The organism is Arthrobacter sp. SLBN-100, from assembly GCF_006715305.1.
Lineage (GTDB): Bacteria > Actinomycetota > Actinomycetes > Actinomycetales > Micrococcaceae > Arthrobacter.
In genome coordinates this window covers 2,571,683-2,593,508 of sequence record NZ_VFMY01000001.1, presented here as the reverse complement: position 1 = coordinate 2,593,508, position 21,826 = coordinate 2,571,683, and the positions used below count along the sequence as shown (strand labels likewise).

General features: G+C 65.5%; 23 protein-coding genes and 2 riboswitches. Of the genes, 9 read left to right on the top strand and 14 right to left on the bottom strand.

Annotation, left to right across the window (positions count from 1 at the left end; genetic code table 11):
* Positions 1–107 precede the first annotated feature (107 nt).
* The 6 genes from FBY31_RS12110 to FBY31_RS12085 all read right to left on the bottom strand — a co-directional run bounded on the left by FBY31_RS12110 (position 108) and on the right by FBY31_RS12085 (position 4,130).
* Positions 108–323 carry a CDGSH iron-sulfur domain-containing protein gene (locus FBY31_RS12110; RefSeq protein WP_142041125.1) on the bottom strand — a complete coding sequence of 72 codons (216 nt, stop codon included), beginning with the start codon at positions 321–323 and terminating at the stop codon, positions 108–110.
* Positions 320–1,534 (bottom strand): glycosyltransferase, encoded by a 1,215-nt coding sequence (locus tag FBY31_RS12105; protein ID WP_235013035.1) that lies wholly within the window; start codon positions 1,532–1,534, stop codon positions 320–322. Before FBY31_RS12105 ends, FBY31_RS12110 begins: the two co-directional genes overlap by 4 nt.
* Entirely contained in the window at positions 1,483–2,544 is a 1,062-nt protein-coding gene (locus tag FBY31_RS12100; RefSeq protein ID WP_142041122.1) for an iron-containing redox enzyme family protein, read from the bottom strand. The genes FBY31_RS12105 and FBY31_RS12100 overlap by 52 nt, the downstream gene beginning before the upstream one ends.
* A 68-nt stretch (positions 2,545–2,612) precedes the next feature.
* Positions 2,613–3,092 (bottom strand): DUF4383 domain-containing protein, encoded by a 480-nt coding sequence (locus tag FBY31_RS12095; protein ID WP_142041118.1) that lies wholly within the window; start codon positions 3,090–3,092, stop codon positions 2,613–2,615.
* Positions 3,093–3,268: 176 nt separating this feature from the next.
* A complete protein-coding gene (locus FBY31_RS12090) occupies positions 3,269–3,478 on the bottom strand; it encodes a hypothetical protein (protein WP_142041115.1) in 210 nt (69 codons plus the stop codon).
* Positions 3,479–3,587: 109 nt separating this feature from the next.
* On the bottom strand, positions 3,588–4,130 hold the full coding sequence (locus tag FBY31_RS12085) for a heme-degrading domain-containing protein (protein ID WP_142041113.1): 543 nt from the start codon (positions 4,128–4,130) through the stop codon (positions 3,588–3,590).
* A 73-nt stretch (positions 4,131–4,203) separates the two neighbouring features.
* Positions 4,204–4,344: riboswitch (TPP riboswitch) on the top strand.
* 64 nt (positions 4,345–4,408) lie between these two features.
* Between FBY31_RS12085 and FBY31_RS12080 the strand changes: the two genes are divergently transcribed.
* The 6 genes from FBY31_RS12080 (at position 4,409) to FBY31_RS12055 (ending at position 10,631) form a co-directional block, all read left to right on the top strand.
* Positions 4,409–5,032 carry an ECF transporter S component gene (locus FBY31_RS12080; RefSeq protein WP_142041110.1) on the top strand — a complete coding sequence of 208 codons (624 nt, stop codon included), beginning with the start codon at positions 4,409–4,411 and terminating at the stop codon, positions 5,030–5,032.
* Complete coding sequence (locus FBY31_RS12075) at positions 5,032–6,585, top strand: ABC transporter ATP-binding protein (RefSeq protein ID WP_142041107.1); 1,554 nt, start codon at positions 5,032–5,034, stop codon at positions 6,583–6,585. Before FBY31_RS12080 ends, FBY31_RS12075 begins: the two co-directional genes overlap by 1 nt.
* On the top strand, positions 6,582–7,382 hold the full coding sequence (locus FBY31_RS12070) for an energy-coupling factor transporter transmembrane component T family protein (protein WP_142041104.1): 801 nt from the start codon (positions 6,582–6,584) through the stop codon (positions 7,380–7,382). The genes FBY31_RS12075 and FBY31_RS12070 overlap by 4 nt, the downstream gene beginning before the upstream one ends.
* 142 nt (positions 7,383–7,524) lie before the next feature.
* Positions 7,525–9,048 carry a UDP-N-acetylglucosamine 1-carboxyvinyltransferase gene (locus FBY31_RS12065; RefSeq protein WP_142041101.1) on the top strand — a complete coding sequence of 508 codons (1,524 nt, stop codon included), beginning with the start codon at positions 7,525–7,527 and terminating at the stop codon, positions 9,046–9,048.
* A gap of 67 nt (positions 9,049–9,115) precedes the next feature.
* Positions 9,116–10,345, top strand: coding sequence for a glutamate--cysteine ligase 2 (locus tag FBY31_RS12060; protein ID WP_142041099.1), 1,230 nt, complete (start codon positions 9,116–9,118; stop codon positions 10,343–10,345).
* Between the two features lie 49 nt (positions 10,346–10,394).
* Positions 10,395–10,631, top strand: a complete 237-nt coding sequence (locus tag FBY31_RS12055) for a Rieske (2Fe-2S) protein (RefSeq protein WP_142045309.1) — start codon at positions 10,395–10,397, stop codon at positions 10,629–10,631.
* Between the two features lie 20 nt (positions 10,632–10,651).
* Here FBY31_RS12055 and FBY31_RS12050 read toward each other — a convergent pair whose 3' ends face one another.
* Complete coding sequence (locus FBY31_RS12050; RefSeq protein ID WP_142041096.1) at positions 10,652–12,322, bottom strand: HNH endonuclease signature motif containing protein; 1,671 nt, start codon at positions 12,320–12,322, stop codon at positions 10,652–10,654.
* Between the two features lie 131 nt (positions 12,323–12,453).
* On the opposite strand from FBY31_RS12050, the gene FBY31_RS12045 reads away from it, so the two are divergent.
* On the top strand, positions 12,454–12,756 hold the full coding sequence (locus FBY31_RS12045) for a DUF1905 domain-containing protein (protein ID WP_142041094.1): 303 nt from the start codon (positions 12,454–12,456) through the stop codon (positions 12,754–12,756).
* A 157-nt stretch (positions 12,757–12,913) separates the two neighbouring features.
* On the opposite strand, the gene FBY31_RS12040 is transcribed toward FBY31_RS12045, so the two are convergent.
* The 4 genes from FBY31_RS12040 to FBY31_RS12025 all read right to left on the bottom strand — a co-directional run bounded on the left by FBY31_RS12040 (position 12,914) and on the right by FBY31_RS12025 (position 15,540).
* On the bottom strand, positions 12,914–14,122 hold the full coding sequence (locus FBY31_RS12040) for an O-succinylhomoserine sulfhydrylase (protein WP_142041091.1): 1,209 nt from the start codon (positions 14,120–14,122) through the stop codon (positions 12,914–12,916).
* Positions 14,123–14,533, bottom strand: a complete 411-nt coding sequence (locus tag FBY31_RS12035; protein ID WP_142041088.1) for a rhodanese-like domain-containing protein — start codon at positions 14,531–14,533, stop codon at positions 14,123–14,125.
* Complete coding sequence (locus tag FBY31_RS12030; RefSeq protein WP_142041085.1) at positions 14,530–14,808, bottom strand: DUF1737 domain-containing protein; 279 nt, start codon at positions 14,806–14,808, stop codon at positions 14,530–14,532. Before FBY31_RS12030 ends, FBY31_RS12035 begins: the two co-directional genes overlap by 4 nt.
* Before the next feature lie 13 nt (positions 14,809–14,821).
* Positions 14,822–14,936, bottom strand: a riboswitch (SAM riboswitch).
* 349 nt (positions 14,937–15,285) lie between these two features.
* Positions 15,286–15,540, bottom strand: coding sequence for a hypothetical protein (locus tag FBY31_RS12025; RefSeq protein WP_142041083.1), 255 nt, complete (start codon positions 15,538–15,540; stop codon positions 15,286–15,288).
* Positions 15,541–15,772: 232 nt separating this feature from the next.
* Between FBY31_RS12025 and FBY31_RS12020 the strand changes: the two genes are divergently transcribed.
* Positions 15,773–16,474: a TetR/AcrR family transcriptional regulator C-terminal domain-containing protein gene (locus tag FBY31_RS12020; RefSeq protein ID WP_142041080.1), complete on the top strand. Its 702-nt coding sequence runs from the start codon at positions 15,773–15,775 to the stop codon at positions 16,472–16,474.
* Between the two features lie 21 nt (positions 16,475–16,495).
* On the opposite strand, the gene FBY31_RS12015 is transcribed toward FBY31_RS12020, so the two are convergent.
* Complete coding sequence (locus tag FBY31_RS12015; RefSeq protein WP_142041077.1) at positions 16,496–16,960, bottom strand: pyridoxamine 5'-phosphate oxidase family protein; 465 nt, start codon at positions 16,958–16,960, stop codon at positions 16,496–16,498.
* 171 nt (positions 16,961–17,131) lie between these two features.
* Positions 17,132–18,061, bottom strand: a complete 930-nt coding sequence (locus FBY31_RS12010; RefSeq protein WP_142041074.1) for an aminodeoxychorismate lyase — start codon at positions 18,059–18,061, stop codon at positions 17,132–17,134.
* Positions 18,062–18,158: 97 nt separating this feature from the next.
* Between FBY31_RS12010 and cls the strand changes: the two genes are divergently transcribed.
* The gene (cls, locus tag FBY31_RS12005; RefSeq protein WP_142045307.1) at positions 18,159–19,631 is read left to right on the top strand and encodes a cardiolipin synthase; all 1,473 of its coding nucleotides are present in this window, start codon (positions 18,159–18,161) and stop codon (positions 19,629–19,631) included.
* Positions 19,632–19,643: 12 nt separating this feature from the next.
* On the opposite strand, the gene pabB is transcribed toward cls, so the two are convergent.
* Positions 19,644–21,791, bottom strand: a complete 2,148-nt coding sequence (gene pabB / locus FBY31_RS12000; RefSeq protein WP_142041072.1) for an aminodeoxychorismate synthase component I — start codon at positions 21,789–21,791, stop codon at positions 19,644–19,646.
* Positions 21,792–21,826: the final 35 nt, after the last annotated feature.

Here is a 21,826-nt window from a genome sequence, read left to right as displayed (position 1 = left end):
GCGGGCGGAAAACGGGCTGACTTCAGCCTAGCGGCATCGTGGCGGGAGCCGGTGTGGCAGGGCGTCGGTTCGCTGTGGGCGTTGTGCACTTGGTGGACGGGCGCTGTTCATTCCACCGGCGGTTCCGTCCGGAACTTGATCATCTTGTGCGTTCCGTCGCAGTAGGGTTTGATGGCTGACGCGCCGCAGCGGCACAGTGCCACGGTTTGGCGCTCGCGGGGGACCGGGGCGCCGGACGGTGTCACGATTTCGAAGTCGCCCCGGACAATCAGCGGGCCGTCGGGGCACGCCACGATCGAGCTTTCGGCGGGTTCCTGGTTCATGGCTGCTCCTTGTTTACTGCTGCTTTGTGCATAGCTGCGATCTTCATTACTGCCCTCTTCATAACTGCCCTCTTCATAGCGGCTCTGGGTCTGGCTTGCCGGCCGCTGTTTTGAGCGTCGCGCTGCACTGCGTCGAGCTTGCCCTGGTGCCGGCGCCGGAGTTCGGCGGCAGAGTGGGCTGCAATCTTGAGGCGCGTCCCGGCGTAGGGCACGCCGCCGCCCAATCGGAACGCCAGTGCGATCCAGATGCAGGCAGCCCGCTCCAGGGTCCAGAGCGGGGCGAACCATACGGCGCGGAAGGGGAAAACCGCGGTCCCTGAGTGCCGCCGTCGTCCCATCTCGGCGACGAGGACCGGCGCCGCCCCCAGGGCCAGGAAGACGGCCGGTCGCCGGCCGGCGGGAAGGCGGGCAGCGCAGGCAATCACCGGCAGCAGGGCAAGTTCGGCGGCGAGGCGCCGGGGCTGGGCGAAGTCGTCGTAGGCCTGGCGCGTCCGCTGCTTGAGGAAGTGCCGTGACTTCGGCGGCCTGCGGGCCACGAACAGATCCGGCACGATCTTTTCGCGGCCGCCGGCTGCCGTGACGGTCCGGATCAGCTCAAGGTTTTCGAAGAGCACCGGATCGTAGCCGCCGGTAGCGAGCAGTGCGCTGCGGCGAACGGCCAGGGTACCGGGGAAGTCAGCGGACCAGGCCCGGTTGATCAGGCTCCGCGACGTGTCCCACCAGGCATGCCAGGGCAGCGGGTCGAAGTAATTCTGCGGCCGCACTATGTCGGCCGAGCTGAGGTGATGGACGACGGCGGCGAGAGACTCGCGCGTGTAGCGCACGTCGTCGTCGGCTATCACCAGCAGTTCCGCTGAGGAGGCGCGCACGCCCGTCATGACGCCGGCCACCTTGCCATTGCTGCCGGCCCTGCTGCCATTGCTGCCGTGGGCGCTGCTGCCTGCGGGCTCGGGGCGGATGTGGCGGACACCCGGCGGGAAAGCAGCCCGGTGCCGCTCGAACAGCTCAGGGGCGGAGCCGTCCACCACGGTGACGGCGATCCATTCAAGAAGACGCTCGAGGTAGGCGGCCAGGTCCTGCAGCTCCGAATCCAGTTCCGACTCCTCGGTCCGGCGCAGTGGCAGGATGTACTCCGCGGACGGCCCCACACGCGGCGTATTCATGCTGCCGCCGGTACTGCCGCCCTCAGCGAGGTCATCCCGTTCTCCCAACAGGCCAGGAGGTGGGTGGAAAGCCTGCCGTCGACGGCCATTACCGCCGTCGCTCCAAACAGGACGTCCGCGAACAGCCCGGGCTCGGCCTCCACCAGGCCGCCTGCCAGGTCGCGCCCGGCGATCTGCTCGTGCACAGCGTCGGCTTCGACATGTTCGTCAAAGTAGTGGGTTACGTCAGCGTCGAAACCGTGCCGCCGGAAGCCGTTGCCGTACAGCCGGTTCGGCTGGGAGGAGGTCATCTCGTAGATGGCCAGGTGCCCGGTAATCGCCCCGCGGAGCCGGCGGTTCAATCCGAAGAGGGACATCATGTTTACTGCGGCGAGGGAAACGGCGGGAACAGCGTCGACGTAAGCGCCGTAACGGTGGTCCATGCCCAGTCCCCGCAGGGTACGGGCAAACAGGGCGCTGTGCATGCGTTCGGGGCGTCCGCCGCCGTACTCGTCGGCCTGGATCTCCACGAGGGCAGCCTTGGGCCTGCCGGTGAGGCGGGGAATGGCCCAGGTGTGCGGATCGGCTTCCTTGAGCTGGTAGATGGACTTGTGGATCAGGAACTCCTTGAGCTGGTCCAGCGTCGCCTTCTTGGCCACAAAGCGGGAGACGCTGGGCCCGGTGTCGGTGGCAGCGAGGCCGAAGAGGATGTCCGCCACTGCATCGCTGGTCAGCTCCGGAGCGGGCGGCAGGGTCACGCCCTCGGCAGCGGAGGCTGCGGCAGACCGGAGCGCCACCTCAAACGGCCCCTCAACCAGGCGGCGGACCTGGATCAGCCCGGGTTCCCACTCCCACTCATCGCTCACGCCTTCCAGCCCGGAGTAGTGCAGCTCGTAGAGGCAGAAAAGGGCCAGCTGGACGTCGTCGTCCCCGATGATGTCACCGGATGCCGCCGCTTGCCGGGTGACCAGCAGGCGCAGTTCCTCGACGGCGGAGGCTCCCTCGTCGCTGCCGGGCATGTAGGCGAGGGCCTCAAACAGGGTACTGGTGAGGGGACCTCGAGGCTTCGGGATCTTCATGATGCTCCTTTGGGCGGTGGGCGTTGCTGCCGGTGCTGCGTCTTCGACAGCCGGCTTCGGTTGCGTGCTCAGGTCTCGTTGCCCGCGTCCGGGTCGCGGGAGGGGGTGACGGGGACGGTTTTTGGCGACAACAGGATGGCCAGGGCGATCATGGCAAGGCCCAATGCCAGGTGCAGCCAGTTGTCCGCATTGTTCTCGGGAAGGAAGTTCGCCGGCAGGTCGTCACCTATCAACAGGCCGTAGAGCCACAGGAACAGATAGGCCACGCCCCCATATATGAGGAAGTTCCTCCCCTGCCGGTGGGTCCTGGCCATCACCAGGCCCGCGATACCGAAGACAAGGTGCACGGCGTTGTGCAGTACCGAGACCTGGAAGATGCCGAACAGCTCTGCTCCAGAGCCAGGTCCGGCGAAGCCGAGGGAACCGTAGTTGGCGGTAATGCCCGGAATGAAGCCCACAATTCCCAGCAGCAGGAAAAGGGCGCCCGCGGCGCGGGTGGCCTTCTGCAGGCCGGTCCTCGCTGCGGTGGTGCGGGTGCTGACCGCCATAACCTGTACTCCTCAAAAGCCGGGAACAATATAGTAAGCATGATTACTAATAAAAGCTAAGCGCGCTTCCTACCCGTTTTTGATGAGCGGCTTGAGCATAGGGCGCTTTATCAGCCAGCGATCCGGGCGCCTTGGCAGCCAGCGCGGCGGCGCTTTCGCAGCGGCGTCGCCAGCGCTCACCCCTCCGGACCGTTCCACGTATAAGGGTTCGAGTGGTTCCCGCCGTGCCTGCCCTGCTCAAACCCCTGCTGCCAGGCCTTCCCGACGGCGGCCACAAGCTCGGCGAGCAGGGGATAGTAGGGGTGGTCCGGGCCGATGAAGATCATCTCGTCCTCGGCTTTGTCCACCGCCGCCCGCACCAGGTTTTCCTCCACGGGACCGCTCAAGGTGCCCTCCTCGCCAAAAACCCGGCGTCAGCTCAGGCCGAATGCCAGCCCAAGCCCGCCGCCAGTCCAAACCGTTGCCAACGAAGGCCGTGTTAATCCAGGCCCCGCGTCAGTCCGCGCCCATGGAGCCAAGGACATCGCGCAGGGCCTGCACCACCAGGTTGTGGTCCTGCACCTGGGGCAGCCCTGAAACAGTCACGGTGGCTACCGCACCCACCCCTGTGACATAGACCGGAAAGGAGCCCCCGTGGGCTGCGTACAGACGCTGGTCGAACCAGCCCTGGTCCTCGATCCTCCCGCCGTGGAGCCGTCCGCGGAGCCCTACCAGCAAGGACGGCACCTCGTACCGGGCGGCGGTGCGCTGTTTGGCCCGGATCCAGTGCTCGTTGTCCGGGGTGGCGCCAGGCAGGGCGACATGGAACAGGACCTGTTCACCCTTGGTGATGTCGATGGCAATGGGGAACTGGTCCTCCTTGCCCAGTTCCACCAGCAGCAGCCCCAGGTTCAGCGCATCGTCCATGGAGAAACGGGGAAACTGGAGCTCCCGGATTTCACCCTCGATCCGGGCGATGAGCCCTTGCATGGAGCCCTCCAGCTGGGTGTCATCCGAGTCGGGATCGAACTCGGTCATATCCGGCGAATTGGCAGTCATGGCCCACAATCTACCCCTCCTCGGGTGTAAACTGGACCACGCCCAGCAGGGCTACTTATTTACCTACAGAATCATTCAACGACAGGGGAGCGCCGCCGTCGGGCATTTCTGGCCATGCCAGGATCCGCAGGTGGGCGCTGAGAGTGCGGACAGCCGCAGACCCTCGAACCTGATCCGGTTAGTACCGGCGCAAGGGAGTCGAGTTCTCGAAGTGTGTCCGGCCGCGGCAGCAGTGCCGGTCGCGTCCACTTTCCCCTCCTGTTCCTCAGGAGGATCACATGGCAACAACAGCAGTAAAGAAGAACACCAGCAAGTCCTGGCGCGTCGTGGACATCGTGGTGGCGGCCTTGATCGCCATCGCCGGCGGCGTCATCTTCTGGGCCTGGTCCCAAGGGGCTGCCGCAGTCTCGGCCCCCATGAACGCCGTCTACCCGCCCCTGACCGGCCTGATCGCCGGCGGCTGGATGATTCCGGCGGTCCTGGGCATGCTCATCGTCCGCAAACCGGGCGCCGCGCTGTTCTGCGAGACCGTCGCCGCTACCGGTGAACTGCTGATGGGGTCGCAGTACGGCGCCTCCGTGCTTTTCTCCGGCTTTGTCCAGGGCCTGGGTGCAGAGATCATTTTCGCCATCTTCGTCTACAAGAAGTTCAACCTGCCGGTATCCCTGCTGGCCGGTGCCGGTGCGGGCCTGTTCTGCGGCCTGAACGACTCCTTCGCGCCGTGGGGCTGGAATATCGCCTACTCGGGCGGGGACAAGCTGGCGTACATCATCTTCACGGCCATCTCGGGCGCCATCATTGCCGGTGCGCTGTCCTGGATCGCCACGCGCGGCCTGGCGAAGACCGGAGTCCTGAGCTCCTTCGCTTCGCGGAAGGCAGCAACGGAGCCCGTCTTCTCCTGATGACCGCTACCTCCCATCACGGGGCATCGATTGCGGCGCGTGCGGCTGCCATCAGCGCCCGCGGCTGGGGCTGGCGGCATGCCGGCCGGGCCAAGCCCGCAGTACGTGCCCTTGACCTGGACATCCAGCCGGGGGAGCGCGTGCTCCTCCTCGGTCCGTCCGGGGCGGGCAAGTCCACCCTCCTGCATGCTTTGGCGGGGGTCCTGGGCGATGTGAATGACGACGGCGGCGAGGCGGGCGATTCCGACGAGTCCGGTTCGTTGCTGGTTGACGGAGCCTACCCACGTGAGCAGCGGGGCCGCGCCGGCCTGATGCAGCAGGACCCGGAGACGCAGGTGGTGCTTTCCCGGGTGGGTGACGACGTCGCCTTCGGTGCGGAGAACCTTGCTGTGCCCCGGGATGACATCTGGGCCCGCGTGCACGAGGCGCTGGCCGACGTCGGCCTGTCCCACCTGCCGCTGGACCACCCGACGTCGGCCCTGTCCGGCGGGCAGAAACAGCGGCTCGCGCTCGCGGGCATCCTTGCCATGCGGCCCGGGCTGATCCTCCTCGACGAGCCGACCGCGAACCTGGACCCCGCGGGGGTGATTGAGGTCCGCGATGCGGTGGCGCGTTGCCTGGAGAAGACCGGGGCGACCCTGGTGGTGGTGGAGCACCGGGTGTCCGTATGGAAGGACCTGGTGGACCGGATTGTGGTGCTGCAGCCCGGTACGTCCACCGATTCAGCCGTGCTTCTGGACGGCCCGCCGGACCGCGTGCTCAATGAGGCCCGGAGCATGCTGATTACTGCTGGAGTATGGGTGCCCGGGTATGTTCCGGAAACCCGGCGCCGGCGGGAGCCCGCTCCAGGGACCGGCGATCTCCTGCTCGCCGCCGAGGAACTGGCGGTCTCGCGGGAGCGGGCCCGCCGCAAGGGATTCCGGAAGCTGCCGCCGGAACCGGTGCAGCAGGACATCTCGGCGCAGGTCCGGGCAGGGCAGGCGCTGGCCGTCACGGGGCCCAACGGCGCAGGAAAGTCCACTTTCGCCTTGACCCTTGCCGGGCTGCTTGAGCCTGTTGCCGGCAAGGTCTCCGCCACCCTGGCCCTCAGCCGGGGTGCCGGTATTGATCCTTACCAGTGGAAGGCGGAGCAGCTGATCGAGCGTGTGGGCACCGTTTTCCAGGAGCCCGAGCACCAGTTCGTCACGGGGAAAGTGCTGGACGAACTTCGGTTTGGCCCGCGGCATCTTGGCCACGGGATGGAGCGCGTGGATGAGCTGCTGGAGCGGCTGCGGCTGACGGAGCTCGTTGATGCCAACCCGTATACGCTCTCGGGCGGCGAGAAACGGCGGCTTTCCGTGGCTACGGTCCTGGCCGCGCATCCGCAGGTCCTGGTCCTGGACGAGCCCACGTTCGGCCAGGATGCCAACACCTGGGCTGAGCTGGCCTCGTTCCTGTCCGAGTTGCTGGAGGCCGGCACCGCGGTGGTTTCGGTGACTCATGATGCCGAGTTCACGGCAGCCCTGGGCGGGACGGAACTGCGATTGGCCGCGGCGCAGGCGGTGGCATCATGAGGCAGGAGCTGAACCTGCAGGGAAACCGTGCCCTGCTGACCCGGGCCAATCCGCTGAGCAAGTTCGCTGCCGTCTTCCTGGTGACCGCTGTGCTGGCGCTCTCCATCGACTGGGTATCCGCCTCAGTGGCGCTCGCTGGTGAACTCCTGCTGTTTCCGCTGGCCGGTCTCACCCTCACGCTGCTGTGGCAGCGGGGGTGGCCGCTGATCATCGCCGCAGCCGTGGGCGGCTGGAGCACCTCCATCCTGGCGCCGGACAGCGGAAAGACGCTGCTCGACGTCGGCATCTGGACCATGAGCGAAGGCTCGCTGGAGCGGGGGGCGGGGTTTATGCTGCGGGGGCTGGCAATTGCGCTGCCGGCGGTGCTGCTGATGAGCTGCACCGACCCCACCGACTTGGCCGACGCGCTGGCACAAAAGGCACGGCTTCCGCACCGGTTCGTGCTGGGTACCTTGGCGGCCATGCGCCTGGTGGGGCTGTTGGCTGAAGAGTGGCAGACCATCGGCATGGCCCGGCGTGCCCGCGGGGTGGGCTCGCGGGGCAGCGCCCTGCAGCGGATCAAGGCGACGCTTGGGCAGAGTTTCGGCCTGCTGGTTCAGGCCATCCGGCGCGCGTCGCGGCTGGCGGTGACCATGGAGGCGCGCGGCTTCGGCGGGGGAACCCGGACCTGGGCGCGCGAGTCTAAGTACAGCAGGTTGGATGTGTGGGTGCTGGGCGGCGGCGTGCTGATGGCCGGTGCTGCCTTTGCTGCCGCGCTGTTGGCAGGCACCTGGAACATGGTGTGGCTGGGCAGTTGACCGGGGGCTTCGCCCGCCTTTCTCTCTGGTAGTGCAGCGTATGGGGCTTTTCTATCGCATGTAGTGGGTAAACATATGCCTGTTATGGCTCCCGAGGGGGAACGTGCCCCGGTCAATAACTCATTTATGATATATTTCCTGCATGACGCAAGAGACCGCGGAACATGTTGCCGCCATGCTTCGGGATGCCCGGAGCGAGAAGGGCTGGACCCAAGGCCAGCTGGCCTCGGAGCTGGGCACCAGCCAGAGTGCCATTGCCCGGATGGAGCAGGGCAAGCAGAACCTGAGCCTGAAGATGATCCAGCGCCTGGAGACAATCTTCGGCCGAAGCATTGTCAACGTGGGTAAACCCCAAATGACGCACCTCCGCGTAGAGGGCGGGCGGACCCTGTCCGGGGCTGTAGATGTCAACAGCAGCAAGAATGCCGGTGTCGCGCTGCTGTGCGCCAGCCTCATCAACCGCGGCACCACCATTCTTCGCCGTCTTGCCCGCATCGAGGAAGTCAACCGCATCGTCGAAGTGCTCACCAGCATCGGCGTGGAATGCACCTGGCTTAATGACACCGACCTTCAACTCCGCCGGCCGGACGTCCTGGACCTTGAAGCCATGGACGTGGAAGCCGCCCGCCGCACCCGCAGCGTCATTATGCTGCTGGGGCCACTTATGGATGAGTCCTCGGAATTCCGCCTTCCGTACGCGGGCGGTTGTGACTTGGGTACCCGTACAGTGGAGCCGCACATGCAGGCGTTGCGCCAGTTCGGTCTCAGTGTGGAAGCAACCCAGGGCTTCTACATCGTGCAGGCACCTTCTGCCGATACCCGCGACCGTTCCTTTGTCCTGAGTGAGCGCGGTGATACCGTCACCGAGAACGCCATCATGGCAGCGGCGCACCGGGAGGGGACAACCGTGATCCGCAACGCCAGCCCCAACTACATGGTGCAGGACCTGTGCTTCTACCTGCAGATGCTCGGCGTAAGCATTGACGGCGTTGGCACCACCACGTTGAAGATCACCGGCCGTTCCATGATCAATGCCGAGATCGAGTACTTCCCGTCCGAGGACCCCATCGAGGCCATGAGCCTCATCACCGCGGGTATCGTCACCAATTCCGAGGTGACCATCCGCCGGGTGCCTATCGAGTTCATGGAGATCGAGCTGGCCACGCTGGAGCAGATGGGCCAGCAACTGGAGATCTCGGGCGAGTACATGGCCCGCAACGGCCGGACCCGGCTGGTGGACGTCACCACCAAACCGTCCGAACTGCATGCCCCCGAGGACAAGATCCACCCCATGCCGTTCCCGGGCCTGAACATCGATAACCTGCCGTTCTTTGCCGTGATCGCAGCGAACGCGGGCGGGCAGACCATGATCCACGACTGGGTCTACGAAAACCGGGCCATCTACCTGACCGAGCTCAACCGGTTGGGGGCGCAGGTTCAGTTGCTCGACCCACACCGCATCTACGTCAACGGGCCCACCAAGTGGCGTGCTGCAGAGGTTGGATGCCCACCGGCTCTCCGCCCTGCGGCCTGCCTGCTGCTGGCGATGCTTGCAGCAAGGGGCGTGTCCGAACTGCGGAACATTTACGTCATCGAGCGTGGTTACGAGGACCTGGCAGAGCGGCTTAACACCATCGGGGCCAAGGTGGAGTACTTCCAGGACTGACCATCCACGCTTCGTCATGAAGTGTTGAAGGCCGTCAAAAGGCCCTGCCCTGTCGCAGAATGTGAGTATGCGTACATTCGGCGTCGAGGAAGAACTCCTGATCGTTGATCCGGAGAGCGGTGAACCGCTGGCCCTGGCTGATGCCCTGCTGTCCGGCCGCCGGATGGCCGCCGACGACGCTCCTGACCGCCCACGTGTTCTGGAAAGCCAGGACACAAGCGTTTTAGACGACGACGAGACGGGGCTCAGTGCCGAACTCAAGCTGGAGCAGATAGAGACCCAGACGCGGCCATGCCTGGAGTACGGAGAGTTGCTGGAGCAGATCCGGGCCGGGCGCGCGCTCGCGGATAAGGCTGCCAGGATCAACAACGCCCGGGTGGCCGCGCTGGCCACCTCACCCCTCGGTTTGTCCAGCCACACCACTCCTGATCCCCGTTATGCCAAGATGCTGGAGCGGTTCGGCCTGACTGCGCAGGAGCAGTTGACGTGCGGTTTCCACGTACACACCTATATCGAGTCGCACGACGAAGGTGTGGCAGTGCTGGACCGGATCCGCGACAAGCTTGCTGTCCTGACTGCCCTAAGCGCCAATTCACCCTTCTGGAACGGTATGCAGACCGGCTTCGAGAGCTACCGCACGCAGGCGTGGAACCGTTGGCCGACTGCCGGACCTTCCGGAATCTACGGGAACTACTCTGCCTACCGAAGGCTGGTTGCCCGGCTCCTGGACAGCGGCGTGATGCTGGATGAAGGGATGCTTTACTTCGACGCCCGCTTGTCACGGAACCATCCCACTGTTGAGGTCAGGGTGGCAGACGTCTGCCTCCGCGCTGAGGACGCCGCCCTTATTGCTGTCCTGGTACGGGCGCTTGTAGAGACGGCCAGTCGCGAGTGGCGCGACGGCGTGGATCCCGCTCCCGTTCCCACAGTACTTTTGCGGATGGCTTCCTGGCAGGCGAGCAGCGCAGGACTTGGCGGGGAACTGCTCGACTTTGGGACTTTCCAGCCGGCACCTGCCGTGGACGTGGTGCGCTCCCTTGTGGACTACCTTGCCCCGGTATTGCAGGAGCAGGGCGAACTTGCCCTGGCCCGGCAAGGGGTGGAAGACGTTATTGCGCGCGGAACAGGGGCAGCTGAACAGCGGCGCGTCCGGGACAGGGCCTTGGCAGCCTCGGAACCTGATGACCTTGGTTTCAGTGCTGTCGTCAGGCATGCGGTGGATGTCACCATGCGGGGCGCGTTGAATCTTTCCACGGTCGATGAGGCCCCGGAACTGCTGCGGGTCAGGCAGTCCTAGAGACTGAAGAGGCTTAGGGGACGGACCTCAGGGGACCGGGAGGGATTCGCTGAGCCAGAGGTGCCAGTCGGGACCGCTGCACGAGGGCAAGCTCAAAGGCGGCAGCCTGACGGATAGCTCGGCTGGCGGTGGCGGCCAACCCTGCGTCGTGTGCCCTTGGCATGGCAGTACTTTCTCGCTGCGGTCGGGCAAGGTGCAGGCCGGGTCGGGCACTTCCAGGCAGCCGTTGTTCGAAACCCGGGTCACCGGCGGGCTCGTGGAAGTGAACCTTCCCGGCGCTGACTGAGTGTTTTGGCCGCTGTTGCCTCAGCCGGTTATCAATTCCATAAGGGCGTGTTCGAATGGGCTTTTTTCGGCGGCCAGAAGCCCTGCCGTTTCGGCGGCCAGGCGCTTGGGCGTTTCAGCGTCCAGGAACTTGGTTCCGCCCGTGGGTAGGAGTCCGGGTGGCCATTGTGGTGGTTCCGGGTCGGGTTGTTCGGGTTTGTAGTGGCGTCCGGTGGGTGAGGTCCAGGCGGGTGGTTCGTTGTGGGTGGCTGATGTGGGGGTCCAGGAGCTGTTGTGTTTCAGGCGGTGGTGTTTGGGGCAGAGCTGGGCGAGGTTGCTGATTCCGGTGGTTCCGCCGTGGTGCCAGGCGGTGAGGTGGTCGGTGTCGTTGTCGGGGGAGTGGTTGTTGCAGCCGGGGAAGGTGCATTTTCCGTCCCGGAGCTGCAGTGCTTTTTTCATCGCTTTGGTGAGCCGGTAGTTGGTGCGGCCGATTTCCAGTGGTGCCCCGTCCCGGGGGTCGACGAGCACCCGGTAGAAGGAGCTGGCGCCGTCGGCGACGAGTTTGCGGGCCATGGAGGCGGGGATGGGTCCGTGGCCGTCGAGGACGGCGGGTTCGTCGGTGAGGCCGAGGAGTGCGAACACCGGAACCGTGACGAGGACTTGGGCGTTCGGGACTGGGACGCTTGCGATATCCGTGTAAGCGCTGCGGTCGGCGGTTTCCTCGTGCCCGGCGGCGGTGGTGGTCGTTTCATTGGTGTCGGCCGCGGCCAGGGAGGCCCGTCCGATCGGGCCATCGGAGCCGTCTTCGGTGGTTTCTGTGTTGGCTTCGCCCGTGATGTTTTGTCGTGGGCTGGTTTCCGGGGCGGGGCTGAGGGCTGGTCCTGCGGTGAGGAGCAGGTGGGCGGCGATGTCGGGGCGTAATTGTGTTATTGACCGTGGTTCGTCGGGGCCTTGGAGGCCGCGGGCGAGGGCGGTGGTGCGGTTCCAGATGGCGGATGCGGTGTGCGCGGGCAGGTAGAGCGAGACCCGCGCCATGCCGTCACGGTCCGGGGTGTATTCCATCTGCCGGTCCGCGGCGCTTTTGGTGTGGCGTTTTTCGAGGGTTTCGGGGTGGTGGCGTTCGCGCCAGCCGCGGACTTTGGCCCGGAAGCGTCCGGGGATGAGGTCACCCGCGGCCGCTCCGCGGGCGGGGTTGGGTGCGTCCGGGTCCAGGAAGTGGGCGGCCAGCGCGATTGCGCCGGCGGGGCCGAGGCCTTCGGTTTCGTCGGTGATGATTTTGGCGTGCTGCAAGGAGATGGTCCCGGTGGACAGGGCGTCCAGGGCCAGGGGGATGGAGCAGAGTTGGCGGGACTGGGTGACGAGTGCCCCGGCGGCGGGGGAGCTGATGGTCAGGACGCCGGCGATTTCCTCGATGGCGGACATTTCGGCGTAGGTCCGCTCGTGCACTGGCGCTTCCGGCGGGGTCATCGCGTGCTGGATCTCGACGGCATCGACGGCGTCCCGGGCCTTGACCGCGGCGAGCTGGGCTTCGAGCTGCTTCACGACCGCCATCCGGTCCAGCCGGATCTCATACTGCCGCTGCAGCACATCCACAACAGCGCCGGCACTGGCACCGGTAGCCAGGGCAGCATCCTCAAAAAACAGCGCGTCCAAGCCCGCGACGGAGGTGTGAATTCCTTCCATCACCCGTGCTGTGCCCGTCCCGATTCCCATAGAAACATCTTCTAACGGGGGTCTGACATTTTCAGGGGCAGTAAACCGGGCGTGACTTGGAAAACCTTCAAAACCTTTTTGGCCCCTTTAGCCGCTTTATATGTAGGGCCCGAAAGTGCCATACTCGGCGCGTGACGCCCTCGTATTCCTTCAAAGCCGAATTGTGGCTGTATCCCGGCGAGGCCGGTTGGCACTTCCTGACCCTGCCGGCAGAGATCGCGGACGATGTACGCGCTCAAACTGCCGGTGCCAGCAAGGCCTTCGGCTCGATCAAAGTCATGGCAAAGGTCGCGGGGCACTCCTGGCAGACTTCGCTCTTCCGTGACACCAAGAGCGGCTCATACCTCCTGCCCGTCAAAAAGGACATCAGGGATAAAGCGCGGATCAGTGAAGGCGACGAGGTGGCCGTCCAACTCTTCGTACAGGACCTCTGAGACCACGGCAACGGCTGCCGGACTTCCGGTACAGTCGCGGAGATCCAGCGAGGGGGCCGGGGCCATTTGTGTAGCTTGCGTCAGATCCAGCGAAGGAGCAGCAAGCGGCATATGGCCGCGGTGCTGGAGCGGAACCGGGACCTCGTGCCAGCCGGCGCTAAATCTGCTTGAGCGCCTGTTCCAGGTCGCCAATCAGGTCGTCCACGTCCTCGAGCCCCACGGACAGCCGCACCACACCATCGCTGAGACCGATGGCAGCGCGGCCCTCAGGTCCCATTGCCCGGTGCGTGGTGGTGGCAGGGTGGGTGATCAGGGACTTGGAATCCCCGAGGTTGTTCGAGATGTCGATGATCCGCAAGGCGTCCAGCAGTGCAAAGGCGGCTTCCTTGCCTGAGCGGCCACCCGTCGTCGCCAGTTCAAGGGTGAGCACCGTTCCGCCGGCCTTCATCTGCTTTGCGGCCAGTTCGTATTGCGGGTGCGACTTCAGCAGCGGGTACTTCACCCAGCTCACCGCCGGCTGCCGCTCCAGCCATTCCGCGATCCTCAGCGCGGAGGCGGAGGAGTGATTGACGCGCAAGGCCATGGTCTCGAGGCCCTTGGTGAGGACCCACGCGTTGAAGGGGGATAGGGAGGGGCCCGTGTGCCGCATGAGCTGCTTTACCGGGCCCTCGATGAATTCCTTGGTGCCCAGGATGGCGCCGCCCAGGACCCTGCCCTGGCCGTCGATGTGTTTGGTGCCGGAGTAGACAATGACGTCGGCGCCCAACTGGCCGCAGCGTTGCAGCAGGGGAGTGGCAAAGACATTGTCGACGACGACCGTGGCACCTGCGGCGTGGGCGAGTTCGCTCACCGCCGCAATGTCCACGATCTCCTGCATGGGATTTGACGGCGACTCGAAGAACACGGCGGTGGCGGGCTGGGACAGGGCCTCGCGCCACTGGTCCAGATCAGGGCCGTCCACGAACACAGTCTCCACGCCCCACCGCGGCAGGATCTCGTTGAGGATCACGAAGCAGGAGCCAAAGAGCGAGCGGGCTGCAACCACCCGGTCGCCTGCAGCCAGCAGGGCACCCAGGGCGGTGAAAACCGCGGACATGCCGGACGCCGTCGCAAAGCACGCCTCGGTGCCCTCGAGGAGGCGGAGCCGCTCCTGGAATGTGGCCACCGAGGGGTTGCCGTAGCGGGAGTAGACGAAGCGTTCGTCCTCGCCGGTGAAGGCCCGTTCGGCAGCGGCGGCGGATTCGTACACGAAGCCCGAGTTCAGGAACATCGCCTCGCTGGTTTCCTGGAAGTTGGTGCGGTCCAGTCCGCCGCGGACGGCCTGGGTATCGGGGCTCCAGCCCGCGGCGTCTTCGTTGAAGGTCACTTAGTTCTTTCCCAGGTTGGTAGGCAGGCCGCGGTTTTTCCAGCCGTTGACGGTGCGTTCGCCGTAACGGTCCGGCTCGCCTTCGAAGCCTTCCAGGACGTTGTAGGAGGTGAATCCTGCCTGCGTGGCGGCGATGGCGGCGGCGATGGAACGCTGGCCGGAGCGGCACAGGAAGACCAGTTCAGTTGCAGGATTCTCGGGGGCCTGCAGGCTCAAGTCCTTGATGAAATCGGGGTTGGGGATGCCGCCGGGGAAGGTCCACTGAATGAACAGCGGATCATTGTCAGTGGCCTTGGTGTCGGGGATGCCGATGTGGGCCCATTCGCCCTCGGTGCGCACGTCCACGAGGATGGCGCCCTGCTGCAGCTTGTCCCAGGCTTCCTGGGGGGTGAGGTCCCCTGCGTAGCTCATGCGTGGCCCTCGCCGTCGAATTCGAGGTCCTCGCTGGCCCCTTCCAGGTCATCAACAGCGGTGGCGACGGCGGCATCGGCGGACGCGATGGCAGCCGGCAGGACTACGGCCTGGGCCACAATGACGCTGCTGCCGTTGAAGGTTGCTGCCGGGCTGCCGTGCAGCACATAGCCCTCGGCCAAGGCGGCCGAGATCCGCTCGCAGAACGCGCGGTCATCCGCCCCGCTGATGAGGCGGTAGGACAGTTTCTCTTCAGGGGCAGGTGCGTCGGACACGACGGATCTCCTTCTCTCACGCTTGCAACTCGAATCGGTCGATATGCCGAGTATTCACCTGAGGCACCCCGCCGCGGAAGGAGGGTTGCCGACCGGCCAGTCAGGGCTTGGCGCCGGTACTCATTACTCCCCAGAAACGTAACACTTGGCGCGCGGGGCCGCACCGCCGCCGTCGTCATGTTGCGTAACTGAAGCGCCGTGAGGCAGCTTGGGGGGGCGTTACCGCGTGAATCCTGGAACGTTCGACGGCGGGAGTCGCCACGGGCGGCGAACGCGCCTGGCCTCCGCCGCTGCTATCCGCCGGTTTCTTAGGGGCCCCATCAGCGCGCCAGCACCCGCCGCACTGGAGAGCCAGCCCGGTTCGTCTTCCGCGTCATCCCCACTTGAGGAGCACCTTGGGGGCAAGTAGCGGAAACGCGAAAGGCGTGAACGCTGCCCGCCGGGGGCAGCTGTTCACGCCTTTCCATGTTCCCGCTCTTAGACCAGGCCGGGGTAGCTTGTAAGGATGTAGTCGGCGGCTGCCGGACCCTTCATGCGCAAGCCGTTGTGGCCTGCCGGCATACGGTGTTTCATGGCTGCCCAGAAGACGGACTCTTGGCCGGGCGTCTGCTGGTTGATGAAGCACCAGCTGGTATACAGGCCGTAAAGCCCGTCATCGTCGAGGCTGTGATCGTAGGCCTTATCCAAGTGGGTGGCTTCTTGGAGGAAAGTGTCGAACTGCGAATGTGCCATGACGGCGTCCCTTCGCTACGTGCGTGGTGCCGCCGTTCGGCTACAGCAGCGGGAACCTCAAAGCCCTGCACAAGGCAATGGAGTGTTGATCGAGTCTTTGGGAATCGAAACGTTCAAGGCGGCGCTAACACCTTGTCTACGCTGTAGACTTTACTCGTAGACTACAAATACAGCAAGCGTCTGGAATTACCTTCGGACACCCCTTGCTGCCGGCTCACGAACGGTAAAACACATGTCCCCGCCGAAGACTCCAGACACCGAAGGCCGCGGCCGGAAGGCCCGGCTCAGCCGCGAGCTGGTGCTGGCCAAAGCGCTCGAACTGGTGGACGCTGAAGGGCTGGATGCCTTGACAATGCGCCGCTTGGGCCAGGAGCTGGGCCGTGACCCCATGAGCCTCTACCGCTATGCGGAGAACCGGGCTGCCTTGCTTGACGGAGTGTCCGAGCTGGTCCTCAACCAGCTCGCCATCCATCCAGAGGACCCGGACTGGAAAGAGCAGCTCCGGGGCATCGCGCACAACTTGCGACTGCTCGCGCTCCAGCACCCCAATGTGGTGCCGCTGCTGGTGACAAGGCCGCTCTCCACACCGCTGGGCCTGCGTCCCCTGGGCACACTGCGTCCCCTGGAGCAGATCCTCTCCCTGCTGATCGGGGCAGGGTTTACTGCCGCAGATGCGCTGCACGTCTACCGCGCCTACTACGGTTTCCTCTATGGCCACATCCTGAACGAACTGCAGGAATACGTGGTGGATCCGGAAGAAAACGAAGCGCTGCTGCGGCTCGGCCTGCACCGGCTGCCAGCCAAGGAGTTCCCCCGGCTGAGGGCACTGGCGCCAAACCTCGCTGAGTACGAGGGTTCCGCCGAACTCGACCAGGGACTCACCATCCTGCTGTCCGGGCTTGAAGCGCAACTCTCAAAGCATCCGGCCGCCTAGCATCCGGGGAGGCACCGGCAACTACTCGAAAGAAGAGCGCCGGCGGTCCGTGGTGCGGGTGTTCCAGATGTCAGGTTTGTTCACCTTGAAGCGGCGCCCCGTGAGGGCCCGGGCTGTCAACCTGATGTAGTGGGCTTTCTCGCCCGGCTGCCACGGCTCCAGCCCCAGGCTGTCCACGGCGTCCTTGTCAGCCTGGTCCTCAATGATGCCCGTGTCCCCGCGCACCACCACGCTCCATGCCTCTTCGGTGTGGGGGTCGTAGCCGTCGATCTCAAGGGCGGCCGGCCGTTCCGCCTTGGCACTCCACAGCTTGGTGACGCCGGAGGTCCGGAACACGATGCTCCGGCGGTGCACCACATAGTTGACCGGGAAAATCTCGGGGTGTCCGTCCACTGTCAGGCCGAGCCGGCCGAGGGTGTCACGTTCGAGGAGTTCCCAGCATTCATCAAACGACAATTTCCCGATCGGTTCCGCGTCAGAAGTCATGAACCATACCCTACGGCCAAGTTTCGTCCGGTGACTATGCCTTGCTTGCCGGATTCACGGCCCGCGTCACTGGAATCGGCGCGGGCGGTGGAGCCGCAGTCCCAGAGCGCTTCGAGCATTCCGCCGGCAGAGCCTAGCCGCGCAGGCCTAAAGCCTTCCGATGTCCGGCGGTTACTGAATGCCGGCGAACAGCTCGTTCAGTTCGGCACTCAGCTCTTTTTGCACAGACGGCGGGCCGATTTCCTTGCCGTCAATACGGTTTACCGGCGCAAGCATCCGGACACTCGAAATCAGCCATACGGCGTCGGCGTCCAGCAAATCCTGGGGTTCAAGCGGGCCGTAGCCCAGTTCCCAGCCGGCCGCTTTGGCGGCGGCGAACAACGCGCCCTGGGACGTGCCGGGGAGGATGCCGCTGTCCAGCTGCGGCGTGACGAGGCGCTTAACGGACGTGCCGTCGTCGGACGTTTCCACGTGCGCCAGGAGAACCGTGGAGGTGGGGCCCTCAAGGACGCGGCCGTCCGAAGAGATGAAGATGGCGTCGTCGGCACCCTGCTTGCGGGCATGACGCAGGGCGGCCATGTTGACGGCGTAGGAGAGCGTCTTTGCCCCGAGCAGCAGCCAGGGGGCGCGCTCGGCCACATCGCTGTCATAGCCGCGGTCAAGGAGGATGACGTCGATGCCCGTCTCACGCTGGCGTCGCAACGCCGCGCCGGCAGGGGACACCTGGACCCAGGACGTGGGCGCCGGCGCGCCCTCCACGCCGCGCGTCACCACCAGCTTCACCACCAGTTCATCGTTGGGCGCGGGTACAGGCGGATGCTGGGTGCGGTGTTCGGACAGGGCGGTGCCGATAGCGCGGCGCCACTCCTCCCCGCCGGGAATGACCAAATCCAGTGCCTTAGCGGAACCCGCAAGCCGGTCCAGGTGTGCCTGGATCTTCCGGACAGTCCCACCCACAGCGAGCATGGTCTCAAAGATTCCGTCGCCCCGGGTGGCGCCCTGGTCCGTCACCAGCAACTGGGGCTTGGACGCATCGGCAAGCCGGCCATCAGGGAAGGCGGGATCGAGGAATACGAGAACCACGTTTGCTGGAGAGCTCATGGGTCCAGCTTAGTGCGGCGCCGCGGATAAGCTGGGCGGAGTGCCCTGGCCGGAACCCGTCCGCCGGGAGCCCGTCTTCCGGGGGTTATTCAACGTGTTGTGGCCATTTTCGCTTGCCGGCACCGCGCCCACGTGGGTGGTGGTGCTGCTGGCCGTCGCCGACCTGGCGATCAGGGTGCTCGCCGTGGGCATCATCCCCGGCAACCGCCGGCCCACTACCGCGATGGCCTGGCTGCTGGGCATATTCTTTGTTCCGTTCGTCGGCATCATCCTGTTCCTGCTGTTCGGCAACTTCAAGCTGTCCAGCCGCCGGCGGCAGCAGCAGCAACAGGTGAATGAAAGGGTGCGGGCGGGTATTTCCTCGCTGGCCGACGTCGAGAGTGACTACCCTGGCCCGGAATGGGTGCGGTCAGCGGCGGAACTGAACCGGCGGCTGGGTTCGCTGCCCATGGTGGACGGCAACTCAGTGGACCTCATCCCGGGGTACCCGGACTCGATCCTTGAGATGACCAAGGCCGTGCGGAAGGCGAAGAAGTTCGTCAATGCCGAGTTCTACATCATGAGCACGGACCACATTACCGATGACCTGATGACCGCCCTGGAGGAAGCTGCGGAGCGCGGGGTGGAAGTCCGGGTGCTGTTTGACCACATCGGCACCCTCCGCGTGAAGGGCTACCGGAACCTGCTCAAACGGCTCCGGGCCGGCAAGATCCAGTGGAAACGTATGCTCCCGCTGCTGCCCATCCATGGCCAGTGGCGCCGGCCGGACCTGCGCAACCACCGCAAGATCATGGTGATCGACGGCGAAATCGCCTTCACCGGCTCGCAGAACCTGATCGAGCCCTCCTACAACAACCCCCGCCACCGGAAGGCCGGCCGCGAATGGGTGGAGCTGATGGCCTGCCTGCGCGGACCCATCGTCACCACCCTGAACGTCGTTTTCGCCACCGACTGGCTGAGCGAGACCGACGAATCCCTGGAACACCAGCTGCAGCTCCCGTCCAACCCGCACCCCGGCAACGTGACGGCCCAGGTGGTGCCCAGCGGCCCCGGCTTCATCACTGAAAACAACCTGCGGCTCTTCAACACCCTCATTTACTCGGCCCAGCACCGGATCTCCATCTGCAGCCCCTATTTCGTGCCGGACGATTCCCTGCTCTATGCCATCACTACTGCCGCGCAGCGGGGCGTGGACGTGGAGCTGTTCGTCTCGGAGAAGGGCGATCAGCTCCTGGTCCACCACGCCCAGAGCTCTTACTACGAGGCCCTGCTGGAGGCCGGCGTCCGGATCTACCTCTACAAAGCTCCTTTTGTGCTCCACGCCAAGCACTTCACCATCGACGACGAGGTTGCGGTGCTTGGCTCCAGCAACATGGACATGCGCTCGTTTTCGCTCAACCTTGAAGTGTCCGTGATGCTGCTCGGCGAAGACATCGTCGCCAAGATGCGCGCGGTGGAAGACACCTACCGGGATATTTCGCATGAGCTGAAGCTGGCCGACTGGCTCGGGCGGCCGCTGCGCAGGCGGTACGTGGACAACGTGGCCAGGCTGACGGCGACGGTGCAGTAGAAACGCAAAGTGTCAGGCGTCGGGGAACTCCACGCCCAGCGTCGAGAGGACCCCGAAAGCCTTGGTGCGGATTTCCTCGTACTCCTCGTCCGGTACTGAATCGGCCGTGATGGCGCCGCCGACGCCGAGGGTCAGTTCCGCGGTTCCGTCGCCGCCGGCGTTGATCACCAGGGTCCTGATGGCGACGGCGAGGTCCGTGGCACCATTCAAGGAGAAGTAGCCGATTGCGCCGGAATAGAGCCCGCGTCCGTCGCCTTCCAGCCGGTCCAGGATGGCCATGGTGCTGATCTTGGGCGCGCCGGTCATGGAGCCGGCCGGGAAACAGGCGGCCACCGCCTCCGCCCGGGACGTCCCGCGCTGCAGCTGGGCGTCGATGGTGCTCACCATCTGGTGGACGGTGGCGTAGCTTTCGATCGCACAGAGCCGGCTGACGGTCACCGAGCCGGGGATGGCGAAGTGGCTGAGGTCGTTCCGCAGCAAATCCACGATCATGATGTTCTCCGCTCGGTCCTTCAGCGACGTCTCAAGGTCGGTGCGCAGTGCGGCGTCTTCACCCGGATCGGAGGCACGGCCACGGGTCCCCTTGATGGGTTCGGCGCGCATGCCGCCGTCGGATGCTATTTTCAGGAAGCGCTCGGGCGAGGTGCTGGCTACGGCGAGGCCGCCAAACCGAAGATAGCTGGCAAAGGGTGCCGGGTTTTTCCGGCGCAGGGCCAGGTATGTCTGCCAGGGGTCCAGCGCGGCTGCCGGAATCCGGGCCGACAGCGTGGTAGTCAGGCAGACCTCGTACGTGTTTCCCTCGGCTATTTCGCGTTGGGCGGCGGTAATTTTTTGCCGGTAGGCCGCGCCCGAATCGCGGCTTGTGAAGGTGGGCGCGCCCGCAAGTACGACGCCGTTGCTGCCGCCGGCCTGGGCGCCATGGCCTGCCTGGGCGGCGGAACCGGCGGCTGATTCGACGGCGGTGCGGGCATTTTCCAGCCATTCATCGGCATCTGCGGCGTCGAAGGCCAGGAGCCAGGCCGTGCCTTCGGCATTATCCAGGACCACAGCCCTGTCTGCGAAGATCAGGGCCGCGTCAGGCGTGGGGGCAGAATGGTCTGTTCCGCCGGTTTCCCGTTTGAGCTCATAGCCAAGGCAGCCGAGCCAGCCCAGCGTGAATTCGCCGGGATAGCCTTCCGGGCTGCTCACAGCCGCGTCGCCCCACACGGTGTCCAGCCAGCGGAAGAAGGGGCCTGCCACCACCGCAGAGGCGCATCCCGCCTGGATCCTGCTGCGGCCGGAACGGTGCGTCACGGACCGGCCCAACAGCCCTGCGTCGTCGGCCATGATGCTGAAGCGGCTGCGCTCAATGGCTGCAGATCCTGCCTGGTCCTCCCGGGCGAGGGCAGCAGGGCCGGCGTTGGAAGATCCCGCGTTGGAAGAGCTCCCGTTGGAAGAGCTCCCGTTGGAAGAGCCGGCATTGGAGGAGTCCAGCCAGACGGCGTTGGCCGATGCGCCATAGAGGGAACTGAACAAGGCCGCTGCGTCGGGCCGGCGGTCAAGGCGCTCGGCCCGGAGGCTGAGGGCTCGGCGGGCCGAGAGTTCAGGGGACAGCGCAGGGGCCAGTGCGGGAAGGTGCGGCAGGAGCTGCAGCACGTCCGCAGGGGCAGATCCGTCAGCCAGGTTCAGCACGCGCACGTCAGCGTGCTGCGGGACGTCGTCGCCGTGCAGCCATTCCTCTTCCTGCGCCGCCCACTGGTCCCAGTAGGGTTCGTAGGTTCCGCCGTCGCGGTCCAGGGCCCGGGTCCGGCGGATGTCTTCCGGGGAGTCGGCCCAGACGACGGCGCTGAGCAGCGGCCTGGCCGCGGCGGCAGCGGCCCCCACTCCCTCAACGATGACAATCTCGGCGGGCAGGGTGACGCGGGATCCGCCGTCGTAATGGTTTTCCCAGTCCCAGCTGGTCCAGGTGGCCGCGTCGCCGCGGCTCAGGGGTTCCAGGACCGTGGCCACGTAGCGGTCGATGCCCGCCATCAAACCGTTCCACCCAGGGTAGATGTCCTCAAGGTGGAACAGCGAGACCTTGTGGTGGGCGCGCAACCGTGCCGCCAGCTCGACGGCGAGGGTGGTTTTGCCTGCGCCTGAGCGCCCGTCGACGGCGATGATGACGGGGGCTGGGCTCATGGATTAGAGCGTACCGTTATCCCTGCCGGGCTTTC